Origin of the sequence: Acinetobacter sp. YH12134 (assembly GCF_013418555.1) — a bacterium.
GTDB lineage: Bacteria > Pseudomonadota > Gammaproteobacteria > Pseudomonadales > Moraxellaceae > Acinetobacter > Acinetobacter indicus.
The window spans coordinates 70,461-93,286 of sequence record NZ_VPBT01000002.1; the positions used below are offsets into that span (position 1 = coordinate 70,461).

Below are 22,826 nucleotides of genomic sequence, written 5' to 3' on the forward strand. Positions count from 1 at the left end.
AATGACCAATATGGTAAACAAGGCCCAAGGATTTGGACTGTCGCTGCTCACTCGGCTTGCCAGCAGCGAGGTTTTAGACCAGCTCAAACTGCGTAAATTTGTAGAAAAATCTTTATATCAGGGTGCCAAAGCCGGCTTTAAAACCTTAAGCGTGACCCAGAAAGCTTTTCAAAAGCACGATGATGTACCCAGACAGCGTTTACCCCATCAGCAAAAATCCCTGTTTGATTTAAGCCTGAGCGAAGAACAGCAAATGACGGTAGATACCATGCAGCAGTTTGCCACAGAGGTGCTTTATCCACTGGCGCATCAGGCGGATCATCTGGAACAGTTTCCCGAAGTGTTATGGCGACACAGTCAGGATTTGGGCCTGAATGATTATGCACTGCCGGAGGCTTTGGGTGGCGTGGCCAGCGAGCAGAATATTGTCACTAATATTCTGATGGCCGAGCATTTGGCCCGGGGTGATTTCAGCCTGACCGCAGGTTTATTGTCGACCTTTGGGGTAATCAATGCCCTGACCCACTGGGGTTCTGAAAGCATCCAGTCACGTTATCTGACCAGTTTTGCAGAAGATTCGGAACTGCGCGCCAGCTTTGCCGTGCAGGAAGCTACACCGGCTTTTGATCCGCTGCGTTTAAATACACAAGCCACTTTTAGCCAGGGCCAGTACTGGATTCAGGGTGAAAAAACTCTGGTAATGCTGGGTGAAACGGCGGACTTGTATCTGGTAAGTGCTGAATTCAATGGCCAGCCAGAAGTATTTGTGGTGAAACGCGACAGCAGCATTCGTGCACAAAAAAGCCCGGCAATGGGGCTGAAGGCCACAGAAACAGTCACCCTCAGTTTTCAGCATACCCCAGCCGAACGTCTGGGCGATGATGATTTTGACTATAGTGCTTTTATTGATTTGGGTAATTTAGTCTGGTGTGCCATGGCGGTTGGGTGCTGCGAAGCCGTGAAAGCCTATTGTATTGACTATGCCAACCAGCGCACGGCCTTTGGCGAGCCCATCTCACATCGTCAAAGTGTGGCTTTTATGATTGCCGATATGGCGATTGAAATTGATGCGATGCGCATGCTAGTGCTGAATGCTGCCAGTCTGGCCGAAGCTGGACAGGACTTTCATCGGGAAGCCTATCTGGCACGCTTGTTATGTGCAGAAAAATCCATGCAAATTGGCACAAATGGCGTGCAGATTCTGGGCGGTCACGGCTTTACCAAAGAACATCCGGTCGAGCGCTGGTATCGTGATCTGCGCGCGACCGCGATTGTCCAGTCTGGCCTGCATGCCTAAATAACCATAAAAATAAGGAACAGCCCATGAATTTACAGAACCCGAAAAAATTTAAACTGCTGATTGATCAGGCACATGAGGTTGCCCTGAATGTCCTGCGTCCAATTTCACGTAAATATGATAAGGCGGAACATGCCTACCCGAAAGAACTGGATATGCTGGCCTCAGTGGTCGATGGCATGAATGCAGGTGGCGATGGCATGAACGCCGGCGCTGCGGTGAATAAACGTGGCGATACCGCCAGTGGCAATAAAAATGGCGTCAATATGTCCACCGCTTTAAGTATTGTCGAAATGTGTTATGGCGATACCGGCCTGCTGCTGAGTATGCCGCGTCAGGGTCTGGGGAACTCCGCCATTGCTGCGGTGGCCAATGACGAGCAGTTACAGCGTTTTCACGGCACCTGGGCCGCCATGGCCATTACCGAACCCGGCTGCGGCTCCGATTCAGCGGCAATTCGCACCACAGCGGTCGCAGATGGCGATGATTATATCCTGAATGGCGAGAAAATCTTTGTGACCTCGGGTGAACGCGCCGATGCCGTGGTGGTCTGGGCCACGCTGGATAAAAAGCTCGGCCGTGCTGCCATCAAGTCTTTTGTGGTGCCGAAAGGCACGCCCGGCATGACCGTAGAGCGATTGGAGCATAAACTCGGGATTAAAGCCTCCGATACTGCAGCCATCAGCTTTGTCGATTGCCGGGTGCCGGCCAGCAACCTACTTGGCAATGCCGAGATTGATGTCTCCAAAGGCTTTGCCGGGGTGATGGAAACCTTTGACAACACCCGTCCTTTGGTCGCGGCCATGGCCATTGGCTGTGCCAAAGCATCCCTGGAACGGATCAAGCAGATTTTTAAACATGAGCTGGATGAGCATTATCAGACCGCCTATTTACACAGCTCCCAGATAGCCGCGCAGATTTATCGAATGGAAGCCGAATGGGAAGCAGCGCGTTTATTAATGCTTAAAGCTTCCTGGATGGCCGATAACAAGCAGCCTAATTCCAAAGAAGCCTCAATTGCCAAAGCCAAAGCTGGCCGTGTCGGGAATGAAATTACCCTGAAGTGTGTAGAACTGGCCGCCGCTGTGGGCTATAACGAAGATGAACTGCTGGAAAAATGGGCGCGCGATTCCAAAATCCTGGATATTTTTGAAGGCACCCAGCAAATTCAGCAACTGATTATTGCCCGACGTGAACTGGGCAAAAGTTCCAGTGAACTTAAATAAGATACCGAGTACAGCATCAAGCGACATTTAAAGTCCAATAGATGTGCCTCAAATCTGCTCAAGAGATGAATATTTAGTGATAAAATTCATCTCTTTATCTTTTAGCACTGCGCTTATGTATTTTTTACGCCCGATTCAAGCCCAAGATAATCCTGCACTGGCCCGTATTATTCGTGAGGTTTCCAAAGAATTTGGACTGGCGCCGGAATCCGGTTTTGCCGTGGCCGATGCTGCGGTCGATGATTTATATGCGGTGTATTCACAGCCACACGCACAGTATTGGGTCGTTACCAATAATCAAGGCGACATTTTTGGTGGTGGCGGTGCTGCGCCTTTGCAGGGTGATCCAAGCCGCCTGGAAATCCAGAAAATGTATTTTCTGCCAGCAGTACGTGGCTACGGATTTGCCAAACAGATTCTGGAATACGCTTTTGACTTTGCCCAGCAGGCCGGTTTTCAGTCCTGCTATCTGGAAACCACAGCATCACTGTGGCAGGCAGTGAAACTCTATGAAAAGCTCGGTTTTGTACATTTGTCTGCCCCACAAGGCCAGACCGGTCATAGTCATGCCTGTGAAATCTGGATGGAAAAGAGCGTTAAATGAACATGAATCTGGGTAACATCAACCGCCTGCGTACAAAAAAGCCCTACTCACCATAGGGCTGACTAAAACAGTCGAATGGATTTTTCTATACTTAATCTGCCTTCAGGCCGAACTTTTTAAACAGGCTTAAACGGCGTTTCGGCTGGATATTGGCTTTGTTTAAATCACCTTTATAATGCTTGAACACGCGTTTATCCATCATTTTAAACCATAGCGGTGGAAGCAGCGCTGGCAGCAACATACTGGCATAACCGCTTGGCAATTCAGGCGCTTCATCAAAATGTCGCAAGGCCTGAAATGGACGGGTCGGATAGGCATGATGATCGGAATGACGCTGTAACTGATATAAAAACAGATTGGTGACAATATTATTGTTGTTCCAGCTATGTTCCGGCTGGGTACGCTCATATTTGCCCTGCGCATCTTTTTGTCGAAGCAAGCCATAATGCTCAATATAATTGACCAGTTCAAACAGGCTGATGGCATAAAAGGCCTGCGTGCTTAAATACGGCACAATGCCTTTCCCAAAGCTGGCCAGCATTCCGGCATGAAACAGCGCACTCATGCCCCAACCTTGTAGCAATTCATTGTCTTTGGACCAGAAATTCTTGCCTTTACGTTTTAAACGCTGGGTTTCAATTTCAATCGCCGATTTAAACGAGCCTTTCACCGTACGTGGCCAGAACTCATAAAAGGTTTCTCCCATACGGGAAGACGCCGGATCTTCTGGGGTTGCAGCACGTTTATGATGCCCATAGGGATGTTCAATCCGGAAATGGTTATAACCCGATGGTACCAGCGCCAGATGCGACAGATAATGCTCCAGTTTGGAGGATTTATGGCTCAGTTCATGTGCAGTATTAATCGCCACCCCATTAACCAGTCCCATCGACGCGCCCAGAAAAATTTTATCCAGCAGTGAAGTCTCTTTACGTGAGACCAAATAGGCCGCATAAATATTGGCGATATACTGCAAGGGAATAAAACTTTTTACCAAACGGGAATAATACGGGTCCTGCTCCAAGAGCTTGACTTCTTCCGGGCTTGGATTGTGCTCGTCTTTACCGACCAGGGTATCAATGCTGGGAATAATCACATGAATTAACAGTGGTCCACCTAGAGCAAATACAGTTTTAAATGGTTTCGGTGCAAACTGGTAACCGGCCAGAATCCCAATGCCTAAAACCGGTAAAAATGGGCTAATCAGCCATAAATAACGTTTTTTATCTAAAGCCAGACCGGATTTTTCAAGTAAAAATTGCTGTTGTTGTTCTGTGAGTTGTAGCGGAGCATTCATTGCCTGCACTTCCATCCTGCTTAACTTATCTATATATTTCAGCAAACAAGCCACAGAAAACAGTTGCAAACGTCCAAAAAAGCTATGTAAACGTCTTTGGCCCACATTGCCTGAAATTGGCCTTTCATCACACGATAAATTCAGGCTTAATGACCAAATAGCTAGGCTCAAATAAGAAGATATCAACCCGATATGGATGCTTTAAGTAAAATTTTTGATGATATTCATCTCAACAAATCTGAATTTATCTATTTGAATCCACAGGGAAACTGGGCATTTCAATATCAGGATCACAGCGCCATTATTGCCTATGTGGTACTAAGTGGTGAATTATATCTGGAATTATCGACCCAGCGTCAGGTCTATGCGCAGGCCGGTGATATTGTGCTGATTCCTTCCGGCGGTAGCCATGTTGGCAAAAGTAGCACGCAACTGGAGTGGCTAGATGCCCTGGATATTAGTGACCTGTTTCAGCAGAAACGCCAGCAGACCATCGAGTTTGGTGAAGCATCCGGTGAAAAATCATTTATTTTAGCCATGCACGGCACAATGGACAGCATTATGGCCAAGCCGCTGTTAAATGCCTTGCCGGACTATATGCATATTCATCATATTATGAGCAGCACTGCGCCGGAATGGTTGCAAATTGGCTTACAGTTTCTGGCAGTAGAAAGCCATCAGATTCGCCCCGGCCGCGATAAAATTCTTGATCATCTGATCAGTATTTTATTTATTGAATGTGTGCGTGATTATATTGCCCAGCTGAATGATTCTAATAACTGGCTCAGTGCCCTGACCCATCCGGAACTGTCCAATGCTTTAACCGCCATTCATGGACAACCGGAAAAAAGCTGGACCGTCGAAACCCTGGCCGAACAATGCTGCATGTCGCGCTCAAAATTTGCCAATCTGTTTGCCCAGATTGTTGGTGAATCGCCACTGGCCTATTTACAGCAACATCGCTTAAGACTGGCGGCTCAATATTTACGTCATGGCCAGCTCTCAATCCAGCAAATTGCCTATAAAGTTGGCTATTCTTCTGAAACCGCCTTTAGCCAGACTTTTAAAAAACAGTTTGCCCTGACCCCAAGCCAGTACCGGCAGCAGTTTCAGCAGGCTCTTATAAAATAGCCAGAATCGCCGCTACCGGGTCTTCACAATTGCCGGATAGCAGCTGTTTATGCATGGTACGATGCTGCATCACCTGAATTTGTGCAGCTTCAATATGCATCAGCTTTTCAATTTCATGCGCCAGACGCTCTGGTGTAGCCTCTTCTTGAATCAGCTCTTCAATGACTTTTTTGCCGGCAATAATATTCGGTAGCGAGTAATACGGAATTTTAACTAGCAGTTTGGCAATCCAGTAGGTAATCCGGTTGAGCTTATAAAAAGTCACCATTGGACGATGCAATAACATTGCTTCCAACGTTGCAGTACCCGAAGCCAGCGCCACAATATCCGCCGCATTCATGACCTGACGGCCAATTTTTGATTCTGTATCGGTATTTTCCAGCAGACTGACCCGTGATCTCAGATCAGCAGCACAATGCTGTAATAAACTTTCAATCTGCTGTTTACGCGCATCGTTAATGGCGGGAATTAAGAAGTGATAGTTTGGATATTTCGCAGCCAGAATTTCAGCGGCCGCCAGAACCAATGGCCCTAAACGCTCAATTTCACCACGGCGACTGCCCGGCAATAAGGCAATATGCTTTTGTGAGGCTTCCAGCCCCAGCTCCAGTTTGGCATCGGCCAGATTATTATCGACAGGCAACTGACTCGCTAATGGATGCCCGACAAAGGCAGCCGGAACCTGCCATTTTTGATAAAAGGCTTTTTCAAATGGAAATAAACACAGCACCAGATCAATATTGGCTTTAATGCCGTGGACACGGCCCTGACGCCATGCCCAGACCGAAGGACTGACATACTGCACGGTTTTAATGCTTGGACTTTTCTGCTTCAGGCTTTTCGATAAACGCAGGTTAAAATCCGGCGCATCAATCCCAATAAAAACATCGACCGGCTCCTTGCTCCACTGTTCAACCAGTCCATCACGCACGGCAAACAGCTTTTTAATGTCTTTTAAGACTTCAACAATGCCCATGACCGACAAAATATCCATCGGATAATAGCTTTTAAAGCCTTCAGCAATCATTTGCGGGCCGCCAATGCCCTCAAATTCAGCCTCAATACCTTGCTCACGAAAACGGCGGATCAGTCTGGCACCCAAGGTATCCCCAGAAACTTCTCCCACTACAATGCCTATTTTCAGTTTTCGTTTTTGCAAGACCTTGCTCCTTCAATTGCTGCGTGGAATTTTAACATATTCTGCTTGAAGTGACTGTAACGACTGTTTGTTCTGAGCTGAGAAAAAATTCAGGTTTTTCTATATTTTAACTGCTTTGTTTTTATCCAGTATGGCTATCAGGTTTGATTGATGATGCTGTGCTGGGCTCATTCATTTATTACGCTTTCACCGCTTTATTTCACTCTATTCCACCTGACTTGCAGTTTCATGACCATTAACTACTTTTTATCATGCTGAAAGATTGATCAAATAAAATCCAAAACCCCAACACATGTCATCCCTATGTAATGACACTGAATACACAAATAATAATTTTAAAGTGAAATTTCCTGCTATTTTTAATCTTTTTATCTTTCCATTTTGCTGCGCTGTCATCACAAAATCCGTCTATTCGGCCCTGCACATCCTGATCTTTTTACTAAAAAATCCCCTTTTTTTTCAGCTTTAAATCCAGCAGATTTCAGATAGATCTACTCCACGCTGTTTCACTATAAATGTTGATCTTTTTCTCATCTTTAGCATTTTTTAGTATAAGCAAATCATTAATCATGCCAACGACTTATATCCGAAAGTCATAAGATAAGCACGTTTTTTGATGTATGGCATATCCCCATGTTTGGTGCAGTTGAGTTTATTTTGGCAGGTGTTTTGGTTGGCTTCTGTGTAGGTGTGACCGGTGTAGGCGGTGGTTCGTTAATGACCCCGATTTTAATCAGCCTGTTTAAGATTGAACCGCACATTGCCATTGGTACCGATCTGCTCTATGCCGCAATTTCCAAATTCTGTGGTTCACTAGTCCATGCCAAAAAAATGAATATCGTCTGGCCAATTGTGATCTGGCTGTCTGTCGGCAGTATCCCGGCGTCTTTTGCAACGCATTGGGTACTCGACAACTATTTAAGCCAGTCCACGCATTATAAAGCTGTGCTGACCATGGTCTTGGGCTTTATGCTGACCCTAACCGGCATATCTATTATTTTCCGCAGCCAGATTGAAAAATTTTTCAACAAATATCGCAAACACGAATTGCCAGATATGACTCAAGACCTGGAAAAGGTCGACCTGAAGGCCACCAACAAGCGCGCGATGATTGTGGTGATGGGAATTGTCCTGGGTGTGTTCGTCACCCTATCTTCGGTGGGTGCAGGTGCCTTCGGCATTATGGCGCTGGTGCTAATGTTCCCGAACTTGCCAATGATCCGCATTATCGGCTCCGATGTGGTCCACGCAGTCTTATTGACCTTTGTCGCCGGTATGGGTCACATGACCTCGGGCAATGTCGATTTTGAACTGCTGATGTGGTTACTGGTCGGTTCTATTCCGGCAATTGTGGTCGGTACTTTAGTCAGCTCACGCCTGCCTGAAAAAATTATCCGTAAAGTGCTGGGCATTACCCTGTTCGCGCTTGGGGTGAACTTTATGCTGAACCCGGTCAAATCCAAACCGGCACAACCGGTTGAAGCGGCGATGGTGGTGAGCACTGAAAAAACATCGCCAGTTTAATTTATCTCTGCGATTCATCACTTTTTTTTCAGTAATCTATTGATCTTTTTTATAACAATAGGCTGCTATATTCGTGTTATATTCAGGCTATTAAACAATCTTGTATACGATTAAACCAGTGACGGCAATGAACACTTTACAGTCTAACCCTATTACACCTTCAGATATCGATGATGTGAATATTAAAAGCATCCAGCCACTTGTGACCCCTGCTGAACTCAAAGCAGAACTTCCACTGACTGACTCTGCTTATCACACCGTACTGAAAGGTCGTGAAACCATCCGCAATATTCTTGATGGTAAAGACAAACGTCTGTTTGTGGTCATTGGGCCTTGCTCGATTCATGATCCTGTGGCAGCACATGATTATGCAGACCGCCTGAAAGTGCTGAGCGAAAAAGTAAAAGATACCTTATACATCGTAATGCGGGTGTACTTTGAAAAACCGCGTACGACCGTGGGCTGGAAAGGTCTGATTAACGACCCGGACATGAATGACTCTTTCAATATTGAAAAAGGTCTGCGTATTGGCCGTAAACTGCTGCTGGAACTGAATGAAAAAGGTCTGCCTTGTGCCACTGAAGCACTGGACCCGAACTCTCCACAGTATTATCAGGATCTGATTTCCTGGTCAGCGATTGGTGCGCGTACCACAGAAAGTCAGACTCACCGTGAAATGTCTTCTGGCCTGTCTTCACCGGTTGGCTTTAAAAATGGTACCGATGGCGGCTTAACTGTTGCGACCAACGCAATGCAGTCTGTAAAACATGGTCACAGCTTCCTGGGGCTGAACGAACATGGTCAGGTGTCGGTAATTCGTACCAGCGGTAACAACTATGCGCACGTGGTATTGCGTGGTGGTAATGGCAAGCCAAACTATGATGCCGGTTCAGTCGCCGATGCAGAAGCAGCGCTAATTAAAGCCAAAGTCAGCACCAAAATCATGATTGACACCAGTCATGCCAACTCCAACAAAGACCCGTACCTGCAACCACTGGTCTTAAAAAACATCACCGAACAGATTTTAGATGGCAATAAATCAATTGTCGGGATTATGGTCGAAAGTCATTTAAAAGGCGGTCGTCAAGATATTCCTGCAAATCTTTGCGATTTGGAGTATGGTAAGTCTGTTACCGATGGATGCATCGACTGGGAAACCACTGAAAAATCCCTGCTTGAGATGCATGAAGCATTGAAAGAGGTTTTAGCCAGCCGCTAAAACTGACTCAAAAACGCCATCGTCAAGATGGCGTTTCCATTTCAGTTGCAGGAAATTTTATCTGATGAATGAAATTGAAACCGCTTTAAGCCAAATTGATCACTTTCAGTTTGTGCATGAACACCTGTACACATCCGGCCAGCCGAATGCGGAACAGTTACGTCAGATTAAAGAATATGGCATTACCACTGTGGTTAATGTCGCACTGAGTGATGCCGAGCAGCATCTAGCCAATGAAGATAAAATCTGTCTGGAACTGGGCCTGAACTATGTACAACTGCCCATCTCTTGGGAAACTCCATCTGACGCCCAATGTCTGCTGGTTTTAGACCTGATTGATCATCTGGTGCAGGATCAGATGGTGTGGTTGCATTGCGGTACCAATCAGCATGTCAGCAGCCTGATGTATTTATATCGTCAGTATTATATGAATATGGACATGCCTACCGCGCAGGAAATGTTGCACCAGATCTGGGAGCCGAATGAAACCTGGACCGGTCTGATTCACGCTGTTGCCTTACAACTTCAGGGCCGTAAAGCAACCCAGGAACTGCAAATTTCCTTAATGAAAACCGATCACTTTGCGTGACAAATTAACACCGTAGCTGTAGCCAGAATTCCTTCCTGACGGCCGGTAAAGCCTAATTTTTCCGTGGTGGTGGCTTTAATGCTGATTTGAGTCACATCCACATCCAGCACATCGGCAATACTCTGGCGCATTTCCAGATTGTGCTTAGCCAGTTTCGGGCGTTCACAGGCCACGGTAATGTCGGCATTATTCAATAGATAACCGCGGTCTAAAATCAGCTGATAAACATGCTTCAGCAACACCCGGCTGTCAGCGCCCTTAAATTCAGGATCGGTGTCGGGAAAATGCTGTCCAATATCGCCCAGTGCCAATGCACCCAATAAGGCATCGCATAGCGCATGTAAAATCACATCCCCATCTGAGTGGGCTTTCAGAGCATGGGTATGTGGAATTTTAACCCCAGCCAATGTCACAAAATCGCCTTCTTCAAAGGCATGTACGTCTATTCCCTGCCCAATTCGTATTTGTGCAACCATATTCAACTCCTTCAGAAATAAACGATTGAAATCTTGTATTCACAGTTTCTCTTTCGCTATAGTTAGCTTACGCAAGCTAATGAAAGTATAAGCGATCATGCTGTTGAAAACCGAGATGAATCTTATAAAAATCATTGGAACCCTGTTGTTTTTGGGCGCCGCGGGCACCCCGCTGTCGCATGCACAGAAAATCAATTGCGAGCAGGCCAACACGCCTGCTTTCAATAAAATCTGCCATGCCGATTTACAGGAGATTCGTGAGCAGCTCAATGATCAGTTTCTGACGGCTTTTCTGGTGACTGATGCCCCGCTGCGTATTCTGCAAGATACCCATCAGCTCTGGTTTAAACGTGCGCAGCAGTGTAAAACGACCGAGTGTTTTAAACAGCAGTTTGAAGCGCGTCTGGATCAGTTAAATTTCTTTAGCTCGATGAACCAGAGCATGACCCAGCATTATCTGAAATTTGAACAGGGACAACTGGCCAAGCAGCCGGTACATTTGCAGATTCATCAACTAAATAAAGACAGTATTAAAATTGAAGGTGTGGCCTATCGCAGTCCAAACAACAAGCTAGACACCCAAACCATTTCCTTACTGGCCTATACCTCACCGCAGCAAAAGCAGCATATTATTGATAATGAACATGACTGCAATTACCAGCTCGACTTCCAGAAGGCTTATTTAGCCGTGCGTACTGAACAAAAAGGCTGCGAGCGTTTTAGCGGTATTTATCGTCTGTATGATTAAAACCTGACAGCGCTTTACATCACCCACCACAAAATCAATGGCAAACTGAACGCCGCATACACAGTCTGCAGGCTAATCACACTGGCCATCAGCTGGCTATCTCCCCCCAAAACTTTGGTCAGAATATAAGCCGATGAGGCCGTCGGCAAGGCAAAAAACATCACCAGAATCTGGGTATGTAGGGCCGACAGATTCAATGCCAGACAGGTCGCCAACGCAATCATCGGCATCAACAGCAAGCGTCCAAAAGTGTTTAATAACAAGGTCCGCAGATCTTTACGCAGCCCCTGAAACTGTAATGCTGCACCAATACACATCAAGCCCAATGGCAAACTGGAAATGGCAATCTGTTTTAAATAATTTTCAAAGCCAATCCATAAGCGTAAATTCAGCAGATTAAACACCCCGCCTGCAATACAGCCTAAAATTAAGGGATTTTTCAACAATGATAACAGGATGGATTGCAAGCGCATCCCTTCTGAATTGGTCAGAGCCAAAACCGAGAGAATATTGACCAGAGGAATGCAAAACACCAGCAGAATAGCAAACAGCGCCATACCTTGCTGATAAAACAAAGACGCCGACAGTGCTAAGCCGATATAGGTATTAAAACGCACCATCCCTTGCATATACACACCGAAACGCGCCGCTGCAGTGCCATACAGCGCCTTTAAAATATATAACAAACAAACCGCAATCAGCAGGGTCAGACCTGCTCCCAGCATCATGTGGCGAATCTCACTGGCCTGAATTTCAGCATGCGCCAAGCCCAAAAACAGCATCACCGGGAATAGTAGATAGTAGTTGAGCTTTTCTGCACCGTGCCAGAATTTATCTTCTAAAAACCTAAAGCGCTTGAGTACATAGCCCAACGCAATCAGAAAGATTAAAGGAAATAGCGCAACCAGAATTATATTTGCCATCGTTTATCCATACATATCGCGGTCTGCCCAGGACGGCAGCATCTCAATCCATTTTTTTAATGGCAGTTCAAAATCTTAAAGCAAAAAGATATTTTATTTAAAGCCTGAGTATAAGCCAAATAGCCCGTTGAATTGACAGCGATTTGCTTCATTTTGATGGATTTATTTTGCCAGAACCCGGCAGATGATCAGCATCTCTCCTAAAGCCCTGTTACTTTAAAACAGAGCTTAACTGAATGTTCTCATTACCCGGTCACCGGATAATGCTGCGCAATTTCCTGACTAATCATCAATGCTGTCGCCGCAGATAAGGTCCAGCCCAGATGCCCATGGCCAGTATTATAAAATACCCGTGGATGCTGGCCCTGCCGAATCACCGGCATCATATTTGGCATCATCGGACGTAAACCTGCCCACGGCACCACGCTTTCGGTTGAAATATCAAAATTCCGCTGCACCCAGCGCACCAGTGGCTGAATCCGGTCATGGCGAATATCGCGATTATAACCATTAAATTCGGCCGTTCCGGCAATCCGCAGCCGATCTGTGCCTAAACGTGAGGTCACAATTTTGGCACTTTCATCTAGCAGACTGACCCAAGGTGCCTGCTTTTGGCTCTGTTCATCCTGTAAATTGACGGTAATGGAATAGCCTTTGACCGGATAAACATTGACCCGATCACCTACCTGTCGCGCCAATTGATAGCTCCCCACACCGCCGCAAATCAGCACGGCATCGGCATGTAAGGTTTCCACCATCGGCTGATCTGCCAGCGAATCTTCAATGGCTGGCCGATAACTCAGCTGTACCTGCTGGGCGTTTAGCTCAATATCCTGAACATCCCGGCCAAAAATATAACGTACACCCTGCTGCATGGTGACTTGAGCCAGCCCCACCGTGAATTTATGAATATCGCCGGTGGCATCTCCCGGGCAATAAAAACCCGCATAATACTGTCCGGTTAAACTTGGTTCAATCTGGCGGATTTCATCCAGACTGACCTGATAACGCTCCAGCCCGCCCTGACAGAGCAAATCATTGACCCGAATTGCAAAGTCAAAATCCGCTTTATTATGATAAAAATGCAAAATTCCACGTTTTTCCAAATTGAAATCAATCTGTTCCTGTTCTGCAATTTCAAATAAACGTTTGCGTGCCAGAAGTGCCAGGCGCACTGTTTCCTGGGTATTGTGTTCATAATGGCGAATATTGCTTAAGAACTCGATCAGCCAGCCATACTTATGCAGATCAAATGCAGGATTTAATAAGAGCGGCGCCGACTTTTGCGACATCCATTTTAGGCTTTTCAGTACAGTGGCTTTCTGATTCCAGACTTCTGCATTACTGGCTGATAACTGGCCACCATTGGCATACGATGTTTCCATCGCCGGGTATAAATGCCGGTCAATCACCGTGACTTGATAGCCCAAACGCATCAGCTCATAGGCTGAAGTGACCCCGGTAATTCCTGCACCAATGACAACAACATGCGGCATAAAACGCTCCTTGGAACAGCTGTTCCAGACGTGATGCCCCATCTGTCAGGGTACCTGAGAGCTTCGATTGAACTGATGTTCAGCCCAACCATCCCCTTCGGTGAGCACTGCGCGTGCTTCTCTCCAGATTTTTGAATTATTACGGTCCTTTTGCCTGAGAGTTTCCGGGGTCGTTGCTCCTTCGGCGAGCACCAAGTGCCGCTCTCCCGCAATAATTTTTATTGTATAGCTTGAATATGAGCAAAATCCGGGCCAAGCACGAGTAGAAATTTGTATCTGATGTTCAAGAAACCTCAAAATCCGGATATAAAAAAACTGCCCCAATTGGAGCAGTTTTTTTGAATCAGCTTCAAACAGCGTGTTAGCGTACAATCCCGCGTTTAGACTGTTCTAGTGAATCAATTAAACGCTGTGCTTCTGGCACTTCTGGCAGAATCTCTGCACGGATTTTCTGAATGGCTTCTTCAGTGGTTAATCCTGATTTGTAAATCAGTTTAAAGGCGTCCCGTAATCCTTGAATCACATTTTTCGACCAGCCTTTACGACGCATACCTTCAATATTCATAGCAAAAGCATGCGCAGGATTACCCGAAACCATCACATAGGCCGGTACATCTTTCAGAATTAAAGATGCGCCGCCAATCATGCTGTAAGAGTCAATTTTACAGAACTGATGAATACCCGAGTTTCCACCCACCACCACATAATCACCGACATGCACGTGCCCTGCGACACCAACATTATTGGCAAAAATATTGTGATTACCCACGATACAGTCGTGAGCAATATGCGTATTGACCATCAACAGGTTGTGGCTACCAATTTTAGTGATGCCTTTGTCCTGAACCGTCCCGCGATGTAAGCTGGAATGTTCACGAATCAGGTTATAGTCACCAATTTCCAGCCAAGTTTCTTCACCCTGATATTTCAGGTCCTGACAGACTTCGCCGACACTTGCGAACTGGAAAATCTCATTATGCTCACCAATACGGGTATAGCCACCCACCACCACGTGTGAATGCAGCTTTGTACCCGCACCAATGCTGACATTCGGACCAATAATACTATAAGGTCCAATTTGCACATCAGGCGCAATGACTGCAGAGGAGTCAATTATAGCGGTGGGGTGAATGAGGGGGTTATTGCTCATGCTTGCTCTGTTTTCTGATGCGAAATCATAATTTCCGCGGTTGCTGCAACAATGCCATCGACCGTGGCGATACAATTATATTTGTAAATACCACGTTTCTGCATTACTAATTCAGATTTTAATACAAGTTGGTCGCCTGCAACCACTTGTTTTTTAAATCTAACTTTTTCGGCACCGGCAAATAGGAATAATGCACCCGCAGTCGGTTTCTGATTATTCATAATAAAGCCAAGCACGCCTGAAACCTGTGCCAGCGCTTCTACAATCAACACCCCTGGCATAATTGGATATTCAGGGAAATGTCCTTGTAAAAACTCTTCATTAATCGAAACGTTCTTATAACCCACAATCCCGTTGTCAGTTACATCAACGATTCGATCTACCAATAAGAATGGATAACGATGTGGCAAATATTCACGGATGGTTTGAATATGCATTGGCAATTCAGGTTTCGTAAATGTTGGGGTATTCGACTCAGTCATCATAATTATTTACGCAATTTTAAAGTTGATTCAAGGGACTCAATTTGAGTCTGCATATGATCGAGTCTTTTCTGCAATTGGGTCAATGGCACATCTGCTAATTGTCTAAAGCGAATCACCGCGCGTTTCCATTGCGCATTTGGTAATGCACCGGTGCCCGAAGAATAGGTTCCTGGTTCAGAAATACTCTTTGTGACCATTGACATTCCGGTTAAAGTCACGTTGTCAGCAATAGAAAGATGACCAGAGACCCCACACGCACCTGCCAGAATACAGTTTTTGCCAATGATGGTACTGCCGGCAATACCGCATTTTGCAGCGATAGCAGTATTGGCCCCCACTTTCACGTTATGCGCGATTTGCACAAGGTTATCAATTATGACACCATGTTCCAAAATGGTGTCATCCAGCGCACCACGGTCAATACTACAATTCGAACCAATTCGTACATCATTACCAATCTGTACTGAACCTAACTGTGCAATGCGGTGCCATTTGCCCTGATACGGAGCAAAACCAAAGCCTTCACTCCCAATCACGGTATTGGCATGAATGCGGACCCGATCAGCAATTTTGGCTTCACCAGTGATGGTGACATGCGAATCAATAAAACATTCTTTACCAATTTCAACAAAATCATCAATTTTGCTGTGCGACTGGATAATGGTTTTATCACCCACCACACAATTTTCACCCACCACCACATAATGGCCAATATAAGCACTTTCAGAAATGATCGCTGAGGGATGAATTTGTGCGGTACTTTCAATACCGGTTTGAGTGTGCTTACGCTCAAAGACATGGGTTAAAATTGCAAACGCCAAATAGGGATTTGCCACCACAATAAAGTTCTGATGCGTATCAAGCTGCTGCTGTAACTCGGGCGTGACAATTAAAGCACCCGCTTTAGACACTTTTGCCTGCTCCACATACTTGTCAGCATTGACAAAAGCAATGTGCTGCGGTTCAGCAAGCTCCAGGCTCGCTAAACCCTGGAGACCTAAATCGGCCTGACCGACCAGCTCGCCCTGGACCAGACGAGCAAGTTCTTCTAAGCGATAATGTTGATAACTCATTGATTACTTGATTGCATTAACCTTTTGAATCATTTTATCAGTTAAATCATACTTAGGGTCATAGGCAAGTGCTGAGTTTTTGTTCAAAACCACATCTAAATTATTTTCTTTACGCAATTGTTCTGCTGCCTGCTTGATGCGCTGCTCAAAATTGTCATTCATTTTTTGCAGATCAGCCTGCACTTTGGTCTGCAAACCTTGCTGTAAAGTATTAAATTCTTTTAACTTGGCCTGATACTGCACCGATAATTTTTGCTTATCGGCTTCAGATAAATTTGCTGACTGCTGGGCACGTTGCTGCAAATTTTCCAGCTCTTTACCCAGCTGTTCAAGTTTAGTGGTTTGAGGTTTAAGCGATTGTTGCAATGCACTATTTTGCTGTTTTAAATAGCTGCTGCTTTCAACCACACGCTCTAAGCTGACCACACCATAACCTGCCGCCTGTGCCGCTGCGGCACAGGACAGTGTGAAACCTAAAACCGCCAGTTGTATCTTCTTCATCTTGATCTATCCCTATTTCAAGCATCCATGAACAGACCGTACTTAGAACGTACGGCCAATTTCAAACTGGATATTCTTGGTTTCATCGCCTGGTTTTTCATTCAGCGGATATGCATAACTTAAGGACAATGGGCCAATCATGGTAATCCAGGTAAAGCCGACACCGACGCTATAACGCATTTCACCGAAGTCAAAGCCGTAATTATCTTTACAGTATTGACGGCCTGCATCCGTGGCTTGAACATCACACTGAGTATCAAAGACTTGTGCACCTTCAGCAAAAATCACCGGACGAACCTGACGTGCCCAGTCCCCTTTAAATGGTACCGGCAAAGCCAGTTCAGTACCGAACTGTACTAAAGCATTACCACCCACTTCTTCTGGGGATGGATCTTTTTGTCCTCTATCGCTGAAATATACACCATCGTATTTTGGACCGAGTGTACTGTTATCATAACCACGTACCGAGCCATAACCACCGGCATAATAGTTTTTATAGAATGGTAAATCATTACCATAGCCCAATTTACCATAGCCGCGTAATACAAAATCTTTACCCAGCGGATAATAGGCCTGTGCATCATAAGTGACTTTTTGATATTCCACATCACTGCCCGGCAAGGCAATTTCTGCATTCACCCGATGCGACATCCCCGTTGTTGGGAAAATTGGACGGTTAAGGGTATTATATGACCAACCCAAACTTAAATTATAAGTTAAGAAATCTCCCTTAAATTCAGTCCCTTTAGGATCAGACCAATTTTGACACTCTTCTCCAACCTCAATATTAGCATCTAAGCAATATGGTTCACTTTGGGTTGTTCTTCCACCATTTGCAAGTAGATAATCACGAACATAAGTCGACACATAAGGACCGGTTGTCACTTCTGTCTGATCAATATTTAAGCCCGCACTAATACTCTGGTTTTCATCAATTGGATAACCAAAGTTAATCCCGCCACCGAAACTGTCGGTCACATAGTTGTTAACGTTATAGTCATCATCCAGTTTGGTTTTACGGTAGTACATATTATAACCGCGACGTACACCATCAATGGTAAAGTACGGATCGGTTACGCTTAGGTTATAGTAGTCTTGTGTTTCAGAACGCGACAGGTCAATCGACACGGCATTACCGGTGCCCAAGAAGTTGGTCTGGCTTAAACCGGCCTGGAAAGTTACACCGCCACTTTGCGAGAAACCCACCGCCAAGGTACTGGTACCAGAATGCTGTTCTTCCACCGCAACGTTAAGATCAACCTGATCCGGTACATTCGGAACACGCACCGGTTTAATATCCACGGTTTTAAAGAAACCAGTACGTTCTAAACGGACTTTAGACAGATCAATTTTTTCGTTACTGGCCAATGCACCTTCCATCTGGCGCATTTCACGACGTAGCACTTCATCGGCAGTTTTGATGTTACCACTGAAGTTAATGCGGCGTACTGTGACTTGCTGACCCGGGTTGATGTAATAGTTCAGATCAACCTGTTTGGTTTCTTCATTAATTTGTGGCACCACATTCACTTCTGCATAGTAATAACCGGCATTACCATACTTGCGAAGCAGCAGCTGCTTAACCGCATTGACCTTTTCTTGCGAATAGGTTTCACCATCTTTATAGATTTGCAGCGCTTTTAATTCTTCTGGTGCATATAAAGCATCACCCAAGAATTTGGTTTGACCAAATTTGAACTGTTCGCCTTCATCAATCGACACCTCAATGAAGATGTGCTGTTTGTCTTCACTTAAGTTCAGGCTAGAGTTATTGATATTAAAGTTGATATAACCACGGTTTAAATACAGCGCACGTAAAGCTTCCAAGCTTGCTGCCATTTTTTCACGTGCATAACGGTCATTACGTGAAATCACAGACGCCCAGCCACTTTCCTTAACTGCAAAGGCCTGTTTAATTTCGCTGTCTTTAAAAACGGTATTGCCAATGATATTAATATCAAAAACTTTGGCCGCTTTACCTTCAATAAACTCAATGGTCAGGTCAACGCGGTTATTCGGACGCGCTGTGGTAATAACTTTGACATCGGCATCATAACGGCCTTGCTGCATGTATTGCTGTTCAAGTTCCGATTCTAGCGTTTGCAAGGCAGACTTTTTCAGCACTTCACCTTCAGCCACACCCATTTTCTTCAAGCCTTCTTCAAGGGCTTCTTTCGGAATTAATTTATTGCCTTTAAATTCGACTTTCGAAATGATCGGACGTTCCACCACCTGAAATACCAAGGTATCGCCTTGCTGGGCAGCTTTAATATCATCGAATAAACCTGTGGCATACAGGCTGCGAATTGCATTTGCAATGGTGGCATCGTTGACACGATCACCACTATTTACAGGAATCATTCCATAAACATTGGCTGGCGTTAAACGAACAAGTCCGTCAATTTGTATATCTCTTACGATAAATTCATCTGCTGCATATACTTGTTGTACTGCTGCCATAGCACTAACCAGTGCCAGAGGCATAAATAAATGTGTGTGCTGCATGCCAGTCTTTTCCAATGTTAAATTTATTGCCTATCCACGTTGTTATAAACGCATAAAATCATTAAATAATGCCAGAAGCATCATGCTACCGAGCAATACCATACCAATTTTTAAACCAACTAATTGTATTTGTTCAGAAACAGGTTTACCACGAATTAGTTCTATAAAATAATAAACCAAATGTCCACCATCCAGCATTGGAATTGGCAGTAAATTTAGAATACCCAAGCTTACACTCATTAGGGCCATAAACGAAATAAAAGTTTGCCAGCCCATTTCAGCGCTTTGTCCTGCCACCTTGGCAATGGTAATCGGGCCAGACAGGTTATCTAAACCAATCAGACCACGCACCATTTTGACGATAGAGTTCAAAATCATCGAAGAGATTTGACCGGTTTTATCGACCGCCATCATTAAGGCTTCTGTAGGACTATATTGAATGGTTTGTTTATATTCTTCAGGAATTGTTATTTTTCCAGGGTCACTTTGTACACCTAACATACCGGTGGTGTTGCCCATATTGTCGCGTTTGGCCTGCGGCATAATTTCCAGCTGTACCCGCTGATCTTGGCGCAACACGTCAATCTTCAACAGTTTCTCTGGCGATGCCTGTACCACTTGTACCACATCGTACCAGTCTTTCATGACAACACCGTCAATCGCCAAAATCTGGTCACCTTCTTTCATCCCTTGACGAATGGCCGCACCATCTTCACTCAGTTTGCTGACCACCGCTGGAATATTCGGACGATATGGCGTGAAACCCAGTACCTCAAGCGGTGACTGAGATTGATCTTTCAAGAAATCTTGAATCGGTAATTGAAAGTTTTGGAGCTGGCCATCACGGTTGGCCTGAATATGAATGGTGCCTGTTTCACCGGCACGATCGACCAAAGCAAAATTCAGTTTTTCCCAGGTGCTAACCTGGGTACCATCGACTGCGGTAATCCGGTCACCCGGCTGCATATTCACTTCAGCCGCAGGCGTTTGTGGCAAGACTTTCCCAACACGGGTATTCAGCTGTTCCTGAGACGGTAAAAACAGAATCCAGAACAGTACAATCGCAAAAACCAGATTAATTAAAGGACCTGCCGCGACAATCGCGATCCGTTTCCACGGATGCTGACGGTTAAAAGCAAAAGGCAGATCTTCTTCTGCCACATTGCCCTCACGTTCATCCAGCATTTTGACATAGCCGCCCAAAGGCAAAGCCGAGAGCTGATACTGAATACCTGATTTCTTCGAGGTCCATTTCAGCACTGTCGGGCCAAAACCAATAGAATAAACCAGGACTTTGACCCCCAGTTTGCGTGCAACAAAGTAGTGCCCAAATTCATGAATTGCAATTAACGGCCCCAACAAAAGAATGGCCGCAACAATAATAAATAAGGCACTCATGTCTTAGCTTCCTGTCTGAATCACACACTGCTGTGCAAAAGCACGGGCATTCTGGTCTGCCTGAAGAATGGTTTCAATTGAATCTGCGGCGCGATTGGCCAGATGATTCAGGGTCTGTTCAACAATTTCTGGAATCTGGGTAAACCCAAGCTGGTTTTGCAAGAAAGATGCCACTGCAATTTCATTGGCCGCATTTAGCAAGGTCGGTGCAATACCACCTGCCTGCATGGCCTGACGTGCCAGCTTTAAGGCCGGGAAACGCGTGGTGTCCGGTGCCTGAAAATTCAGCTGTGAATGGATAAATAAATCCAGCGGCGGAACATGCGTCTGCAGACGTTCCGGCCAGGCCAACGCATGCGCAATTGGCGTACACATATCCGGATTACCCATTTGTGCCAAAGTTGTTCCATCGACATATTGAACCATGGAGTGAATAATACTCTGTGGATGCACCACCACTGTAACAAATTGTTCTTTTACTGCGAACAAATGGCAGGCTTCAATCAGCTCCAAACCTTTGTTCATCAGCGTGGCGGAATCGACGGAGATTTTTTGACCCATAGACCAGTTCGGATGTTTACAGGCTTGCGCCGGGGTCACGCTGTGTAACTGTTCCAGACTATGATTTAAAAATGGCCCACCCGATGCGGTCAGCAGAATCTGCTGCACACCCAGTTTTGGTTGACCATTACGCTCGACCTCAAAATAGTTTTGCGGCAGGCACTGGAAAATTGCATTGTGTTCTGAATCGACCGGCAATAATAAAGCGCCATGATCACGCGCTGCCTGCATCATCAGGTCACCGGACATCACCAGGGCTTCTTTATTGGCCAGTAGCACGCGCTTACCGGCCTGCACTGCGGCCAACGTTGGCATTAAACCTGCGGCACCAACAATTGCCGCCATCACCACATCCACTTCAGGATGTGAAGCCACAGCTATTAAACCAGCTTCATCACAGAGGATTTCAATATCGGCAAGATTGGCCTGCTGTAACAGCTGTCTTAAGGAATCGACCTGTGCAGCAGGTACCACGGCCACTTTGGGATGAAACTGTTTGCATATTTCAACCAGCTCAGCAATACGACTGTGAGCCGTTACGGCATATACCGAATATTTTTCAGGATGTTGTTGCAGTATTTTTAAGGTGCTTTGACCAATTGAACCTGTAACACCCAATATACAAACAGCTTGTAACATCTATAAATCTACGCCAATAAGTTTCAGTACATACATGCTTGCAGCAAAGATTGGAGCCGCTGCGAGCAAGGAGTCAATGCGGTCCAGCACTCCACCATGTCCTGGCAGAATACGACCAGAGTCTTTAATTCCGGCACGGCGTTTGATCATGGATTCAAACAGATCGCCCAGTACCGAACTAAACACGGTTATCATGGACAGAATCAGGAATAAAATATGTTGGGTCAGGCTTAAGTCCAGATAGACAATTTCTACAAACAGCACAATCAGGATGGCGGTAAACACGCCACCATATAAACCTTCCACCGATTTGTTTGGACTGACATGTGGTGCCAGTTTCTTTTTACCAAACTTGCGTCCGACAAAATAAGCGCCAGAATCTGCACCCCAAACCAGCAGGAACAGATACATCAGCCACCACGGTGAATGGGTCCAGACCGCATAAATGGCAGTCACGGCGGCAGAAATCAGCACAAAGCCAATAAAGTTCAGGCTTGGATTGTACCAGCCATCATATTCAGGATAGGATTTGACCCAATACAGGCTGAGCAGCCAGGTTAAAATCGAGGCTGACCACAGCAATAACGCAATATCACTAAAATATAAAGCAAGCGCGGAAAGAGCGGCGGTCACCAGACCATAACCCCAAGCCATGGGCTTGATGACATATTTTGTTGTTCTTGGCATGAGTTTGAACCACTCATAGCCCGCAACCCCTGCTGCAAAAATCATCAGCACAAACATTGGATAATGGGACTGAGTTGCAAACATACAACTCAGCACCACAGCGACCAATACCAATGCGGTAATTATCCGCTCTAACAT

Annotated in this window: 21 protein-coding genes and 1 riboswitch; of the genes, 8 read left to right on the forward strand and 13 right to left on the reverse strand. The window is 45.5% G+C overall.

Going from position 1 to position 22,826, the window contains the following annotated elements:
* The first annotated feature begins 1 nt into the window (after position 1).
* The 3 genes from FTU69_RS01830 (at position 2) to FTU69_RS01840 (ending at position 3,127) form a co-directional block, all read left to right on the forward strand.
* Complete coding sequence (locus FTU69_RS01830) at positions 2 to 1,297, forward strand: acyl-CoA dehydrogenase family protein (protein ID WP_180103393.1); 1,296 nt, start codon at positions 2 to 4, stop codon at positions 1,295 to 1,297.
* A gap of 26 nt (positions 1,298 to 1,323) precedes the next feature.
* Entirely contained in the window at positions 1,324 to 2,523 is a 1,200-nt protein-coding gene (locus FTU69_RS01835) for an acyl-CoA dehydrogenase family protein (protein WP_180087968.1), read from the forward strand.
* A gap of 115 nt (positions 2,524 to 2,638) precedes the next feature.
* Positions 2,639 to 3,127 (forward strand): GNAT family N-acetyltransferase, encoded by a 489-nt coding sequence (locus FTU69_RS01840; RefSeq protein ID WP_180087967.1) that lies wholly within the window; start codon positions 2,639 to 2,641, stop codon positions 3,125 to 3,127.
* Positions 3,128 to 3,218: 91 nt separating this feature from the next.
* Here the strand turns inward: FTU69_RS01840 and FTU69_RS01845 are convergent, their stop codons facing one another.
* Positions 3,219 to 4,424 (reverse strand): alkane 1-monooxygenase, encoded by a 1,206-nt coding sequence (locus FTU69_RS01845; RefSeq protein WP_160243245.1) that lies wholly within the window; start codon positions 4,422 to 4,424, stop codon positions 3,219 to 3,221.
* A gap of 192 nt (positions 4,425 to 4,616) precedes the next feature.
* Between FTU69_RS01845 and FTU69_RS01850 the strand changes: the two genes are divergently transcribed.
* A complete protein-coding gene (locus FTU69_RS01850; RefSeq protein WP_016658191.1) occupies positions 4,617 to 5,555 on the forward strand; it encodes an AraC family transcriptional regulator in 939 nt (312 codons plus the stop codon).
* Here the strand turns inward: FTU69_RS01850 and lpxB are convergent.
* A complete protein-coding gene (gene lpxB / locus FTU69_RS01855) occupies positions 5,545 to 6,714 on the reverse strand; it encodes a lipid-A-disaccharide synthase (protein WP_045795717.1) in 1,170 nt (389 codons plus the stop codon). The genes FTU69_RS01850 and lpxB overlap by 11 nt on opposite strands.
* A gap of 633 nt (positions 6,715 to 7,347) precedes the next feature.
* On the opposite strand from lpxB, the gene FTU69_RS01860 reads away from it, so the two are divergent.
* The 3 genes from FTU69_RS01860 (at position 7,348) to FTU69_RS01870 (ending at position 10,046) form a co-directional block, all read left to right on the forward strand.
* Positions 7,348 to 8,238 carry a sulfite exporter TauE/SafE family protein gene (locus FTU69_RS01860; protein WP_180087966.1) on the forward strand — a complete coding sequence of 297 codons (891 nt, stop codon included), beginning with the start codon at positions 7,348 to 7,350 and terminating at the stop codon, positions 8,236 to 8,238.
* Between the two features lie 127 nt (positions 8,239 to 8,365).
* On the forward strand, positions 8,366 to 9,457 hold the full coding sequence (locus tag FTU69_RS01865) for a 3-deoxy-7-phosphoheptulonate synthase (RefSeq protein ID WP_005177632.1): 1,092 nt from the start codon (positions 8,366 to 8,368) through the stop codon (positions 9,455 to 9,457).
* 64 nt (positions 9,458 to 9,521) lie between these two features.
* Positions 9,522 to 10,046 carry a protein tyrosine phosphatase family protein gene (locus FTU69_RS01870; protein ID WP_016658194.1) on the forward strand — a complete coding sequence of 175 codons (525 nt, stop codon included), beginning with the start codon at positions 9,522 to 9,524 and terminating at the stop codon, positions 10,044 to 10,046.
* Here FTU69_RS01870 and ispF read toward each other — a convergent pair.
* Positions 10,034 to 10,522, reverse strand: coding sequence for a 2-C-methyl-D-erythritol 2,4-cyclodiphosphate synthase (gene ispF / locus FTU69_RS01875; RefSeq protein ID WP_005177629.1), 489 nt, complete (start codon positions 10,520 to 10,522; stop codon positions 10,034 to 10,036). The two genes, FTU69_RS01870 and ispF, sit on opposite strands and share 13 nt — an antisense overlap.
* A 97-nt stretch (positions 10,523 to 10,619) precedes the next feature.
* Here ispF and FTU69_RS01880 point away from each other — a divergent pair, with 97 nt between their 5' ends.
* Positions 10,620 to 11,270, forward strand: a complete 651-nt coding sequence (locus FTU69_RS01880) for a hypothetical protein (protein ID WP_005177627.1) — start codon at positions 10,620 to 10,622, stop codon at positions 11,268 to 11,270.
* Positions 11,271 to 11,284: 14 nt separating this feature from the next.
* Here FTU69_RS01880 and FTU69_RS01885 read toward each other — a convergent pair whose 3' ends face one another.
* The 10 genes from FTU69_RS01885 to FTU69_RS01930 form a co-directional block, all read right to left on the reverse strand.
* Positions 11,285 to 12,193 carry an AEC family transporter gene (locus FTU69_RS01885; RefSeq protein WP_180103394.1) on the reverse strand — a complete coding sequence of 303 codons (909 nt, stop codon included), beginning with the start codon at positions 12,191 to 12,193 and terminating at the stop codon, positions 11,285 to 11,287.
* 245 nt (positions 12,194 to 12,438) lie between these two features.
* Positions 12,439 to 13,689 (reverse strand): D-amino acid dehydrogenase, encoded by a 1,251-nt coding sequence (locus FTU69_RS01890; RefSeq protein WP_180103395.1) that lies wholly within the window; start codon positions 13,687 to 13,689, stop codon positions 12,439 to 12,441.
* 132 nt (positions 13,690 to 13,821) lie between these two features.
* Positions 13,822 to 13,908: riboswitch (glycine riboswitch) on the reverse strand.
* A gap of 142 nt (positions 13,909 to 14,050) precedes the next feature.
* Positions 14,051 to 14,839 carry an acyl-ACP--UDP-N-acetylglucosamine O-acyltransferase gene (lpxA, locus tag FTU69_RS01895; RefSeq protein WP_180103396.1) on the reverse strand — a complete coding sequence of 263 codons (789 nt, stop codon included), beginning with the start codon at positions 14,837 to 14,839 and terminating at the stop codon, positions 14,051 to 14,053.
* A complete protein-coding gene (gene fabZ / locus FTU69_RS01900) occupies positions 14,836 to 15,321 on the reverse strand; it encodes a 3-hydroxyacyl-ACP dehydratase FabZ (protein ID WP_087662207.1) in 486 nt (161 codons plus the stop codon). Before fabZ ends, lpxA begins: the two co-directional genes overlap by 4 nt.
* A gap of 5 nt (positions 15,322 to 15,326) precedes the next feature.
* Positions 15,327 to 16,397: a UDP-3-O-(3-hydroxymyristoyl)glucosamine N-acyltransferase gene (gene lpxD, locus FTU69_RS01905; protein ID WP_104509726.1), complete on the reverse strand. Its 1,071-nt coding sequence runs from the start codon at positions 16,395 to 16,397 to the stop codon at positions 15,327 to 15,329.
* Between the two features lie 3 nt (positions 16,398 to 16,400).
* Positions 16,401 to 16,898, reverse strand: coding sequence for an OmpH family outer membrane protein (locus FTU69_RS01910; RefSeq protein ID WP_005177611.1), 498 nt, complete (start codon positions 16,896 to 16,898; stop codon positions 16,401 to 16,403).
* Positions 16,899 to 16,940: 42 nt separating this feature from the next.
* Complete coding sequence (gene bamA, locus FTU69_RS01915; RefSeq protein WP_180103397.1) at positions 16,941 to 19,403, reverse strand: outer membrane protein assembly factor BamA; 2,463 nt, start codon at positions 19,401 to 19,403, stop codon at positions 16,941 to 16,943.
* 42 nt (positions 19,404 to 19,445) lie between these two features.
* Positions 19,446 to 20,801: an RIP metalloprotease RseP gene (gene rseP / locus FTU69_RS01920; RefSeq protein ID WP_075168194.1), complete on the reverse strand. Its 1,356-nt coding sequence runs from the start codon at positions 20,799 to 20,801 to the stop codon at positions 19,446 to 19,448.
* Positions 20,802 to 20,804: 3 nt separating this feature from the next.
* Positions 20,805 to 22,001, reverse strand: coding sequence for a 1-deoxy-D-xylulose-5-phosphate reductoisomerase (ispC, locus tag FTU69_RS01925; protein WP_005177604.1), 1,197 nt, complete (start codon positions 21,999 to 22,001; stop codon positions 20,805 to 20,807).
* A complete protein-coding gene (locus tag FTU69_RS01930; protein WP_045795728.1) occupies positions 22,002 to 22,826 on the reverse strand; it encodes a phosphatidate cytidylyltransferase in 825 nt (274 codons plus the stop codon).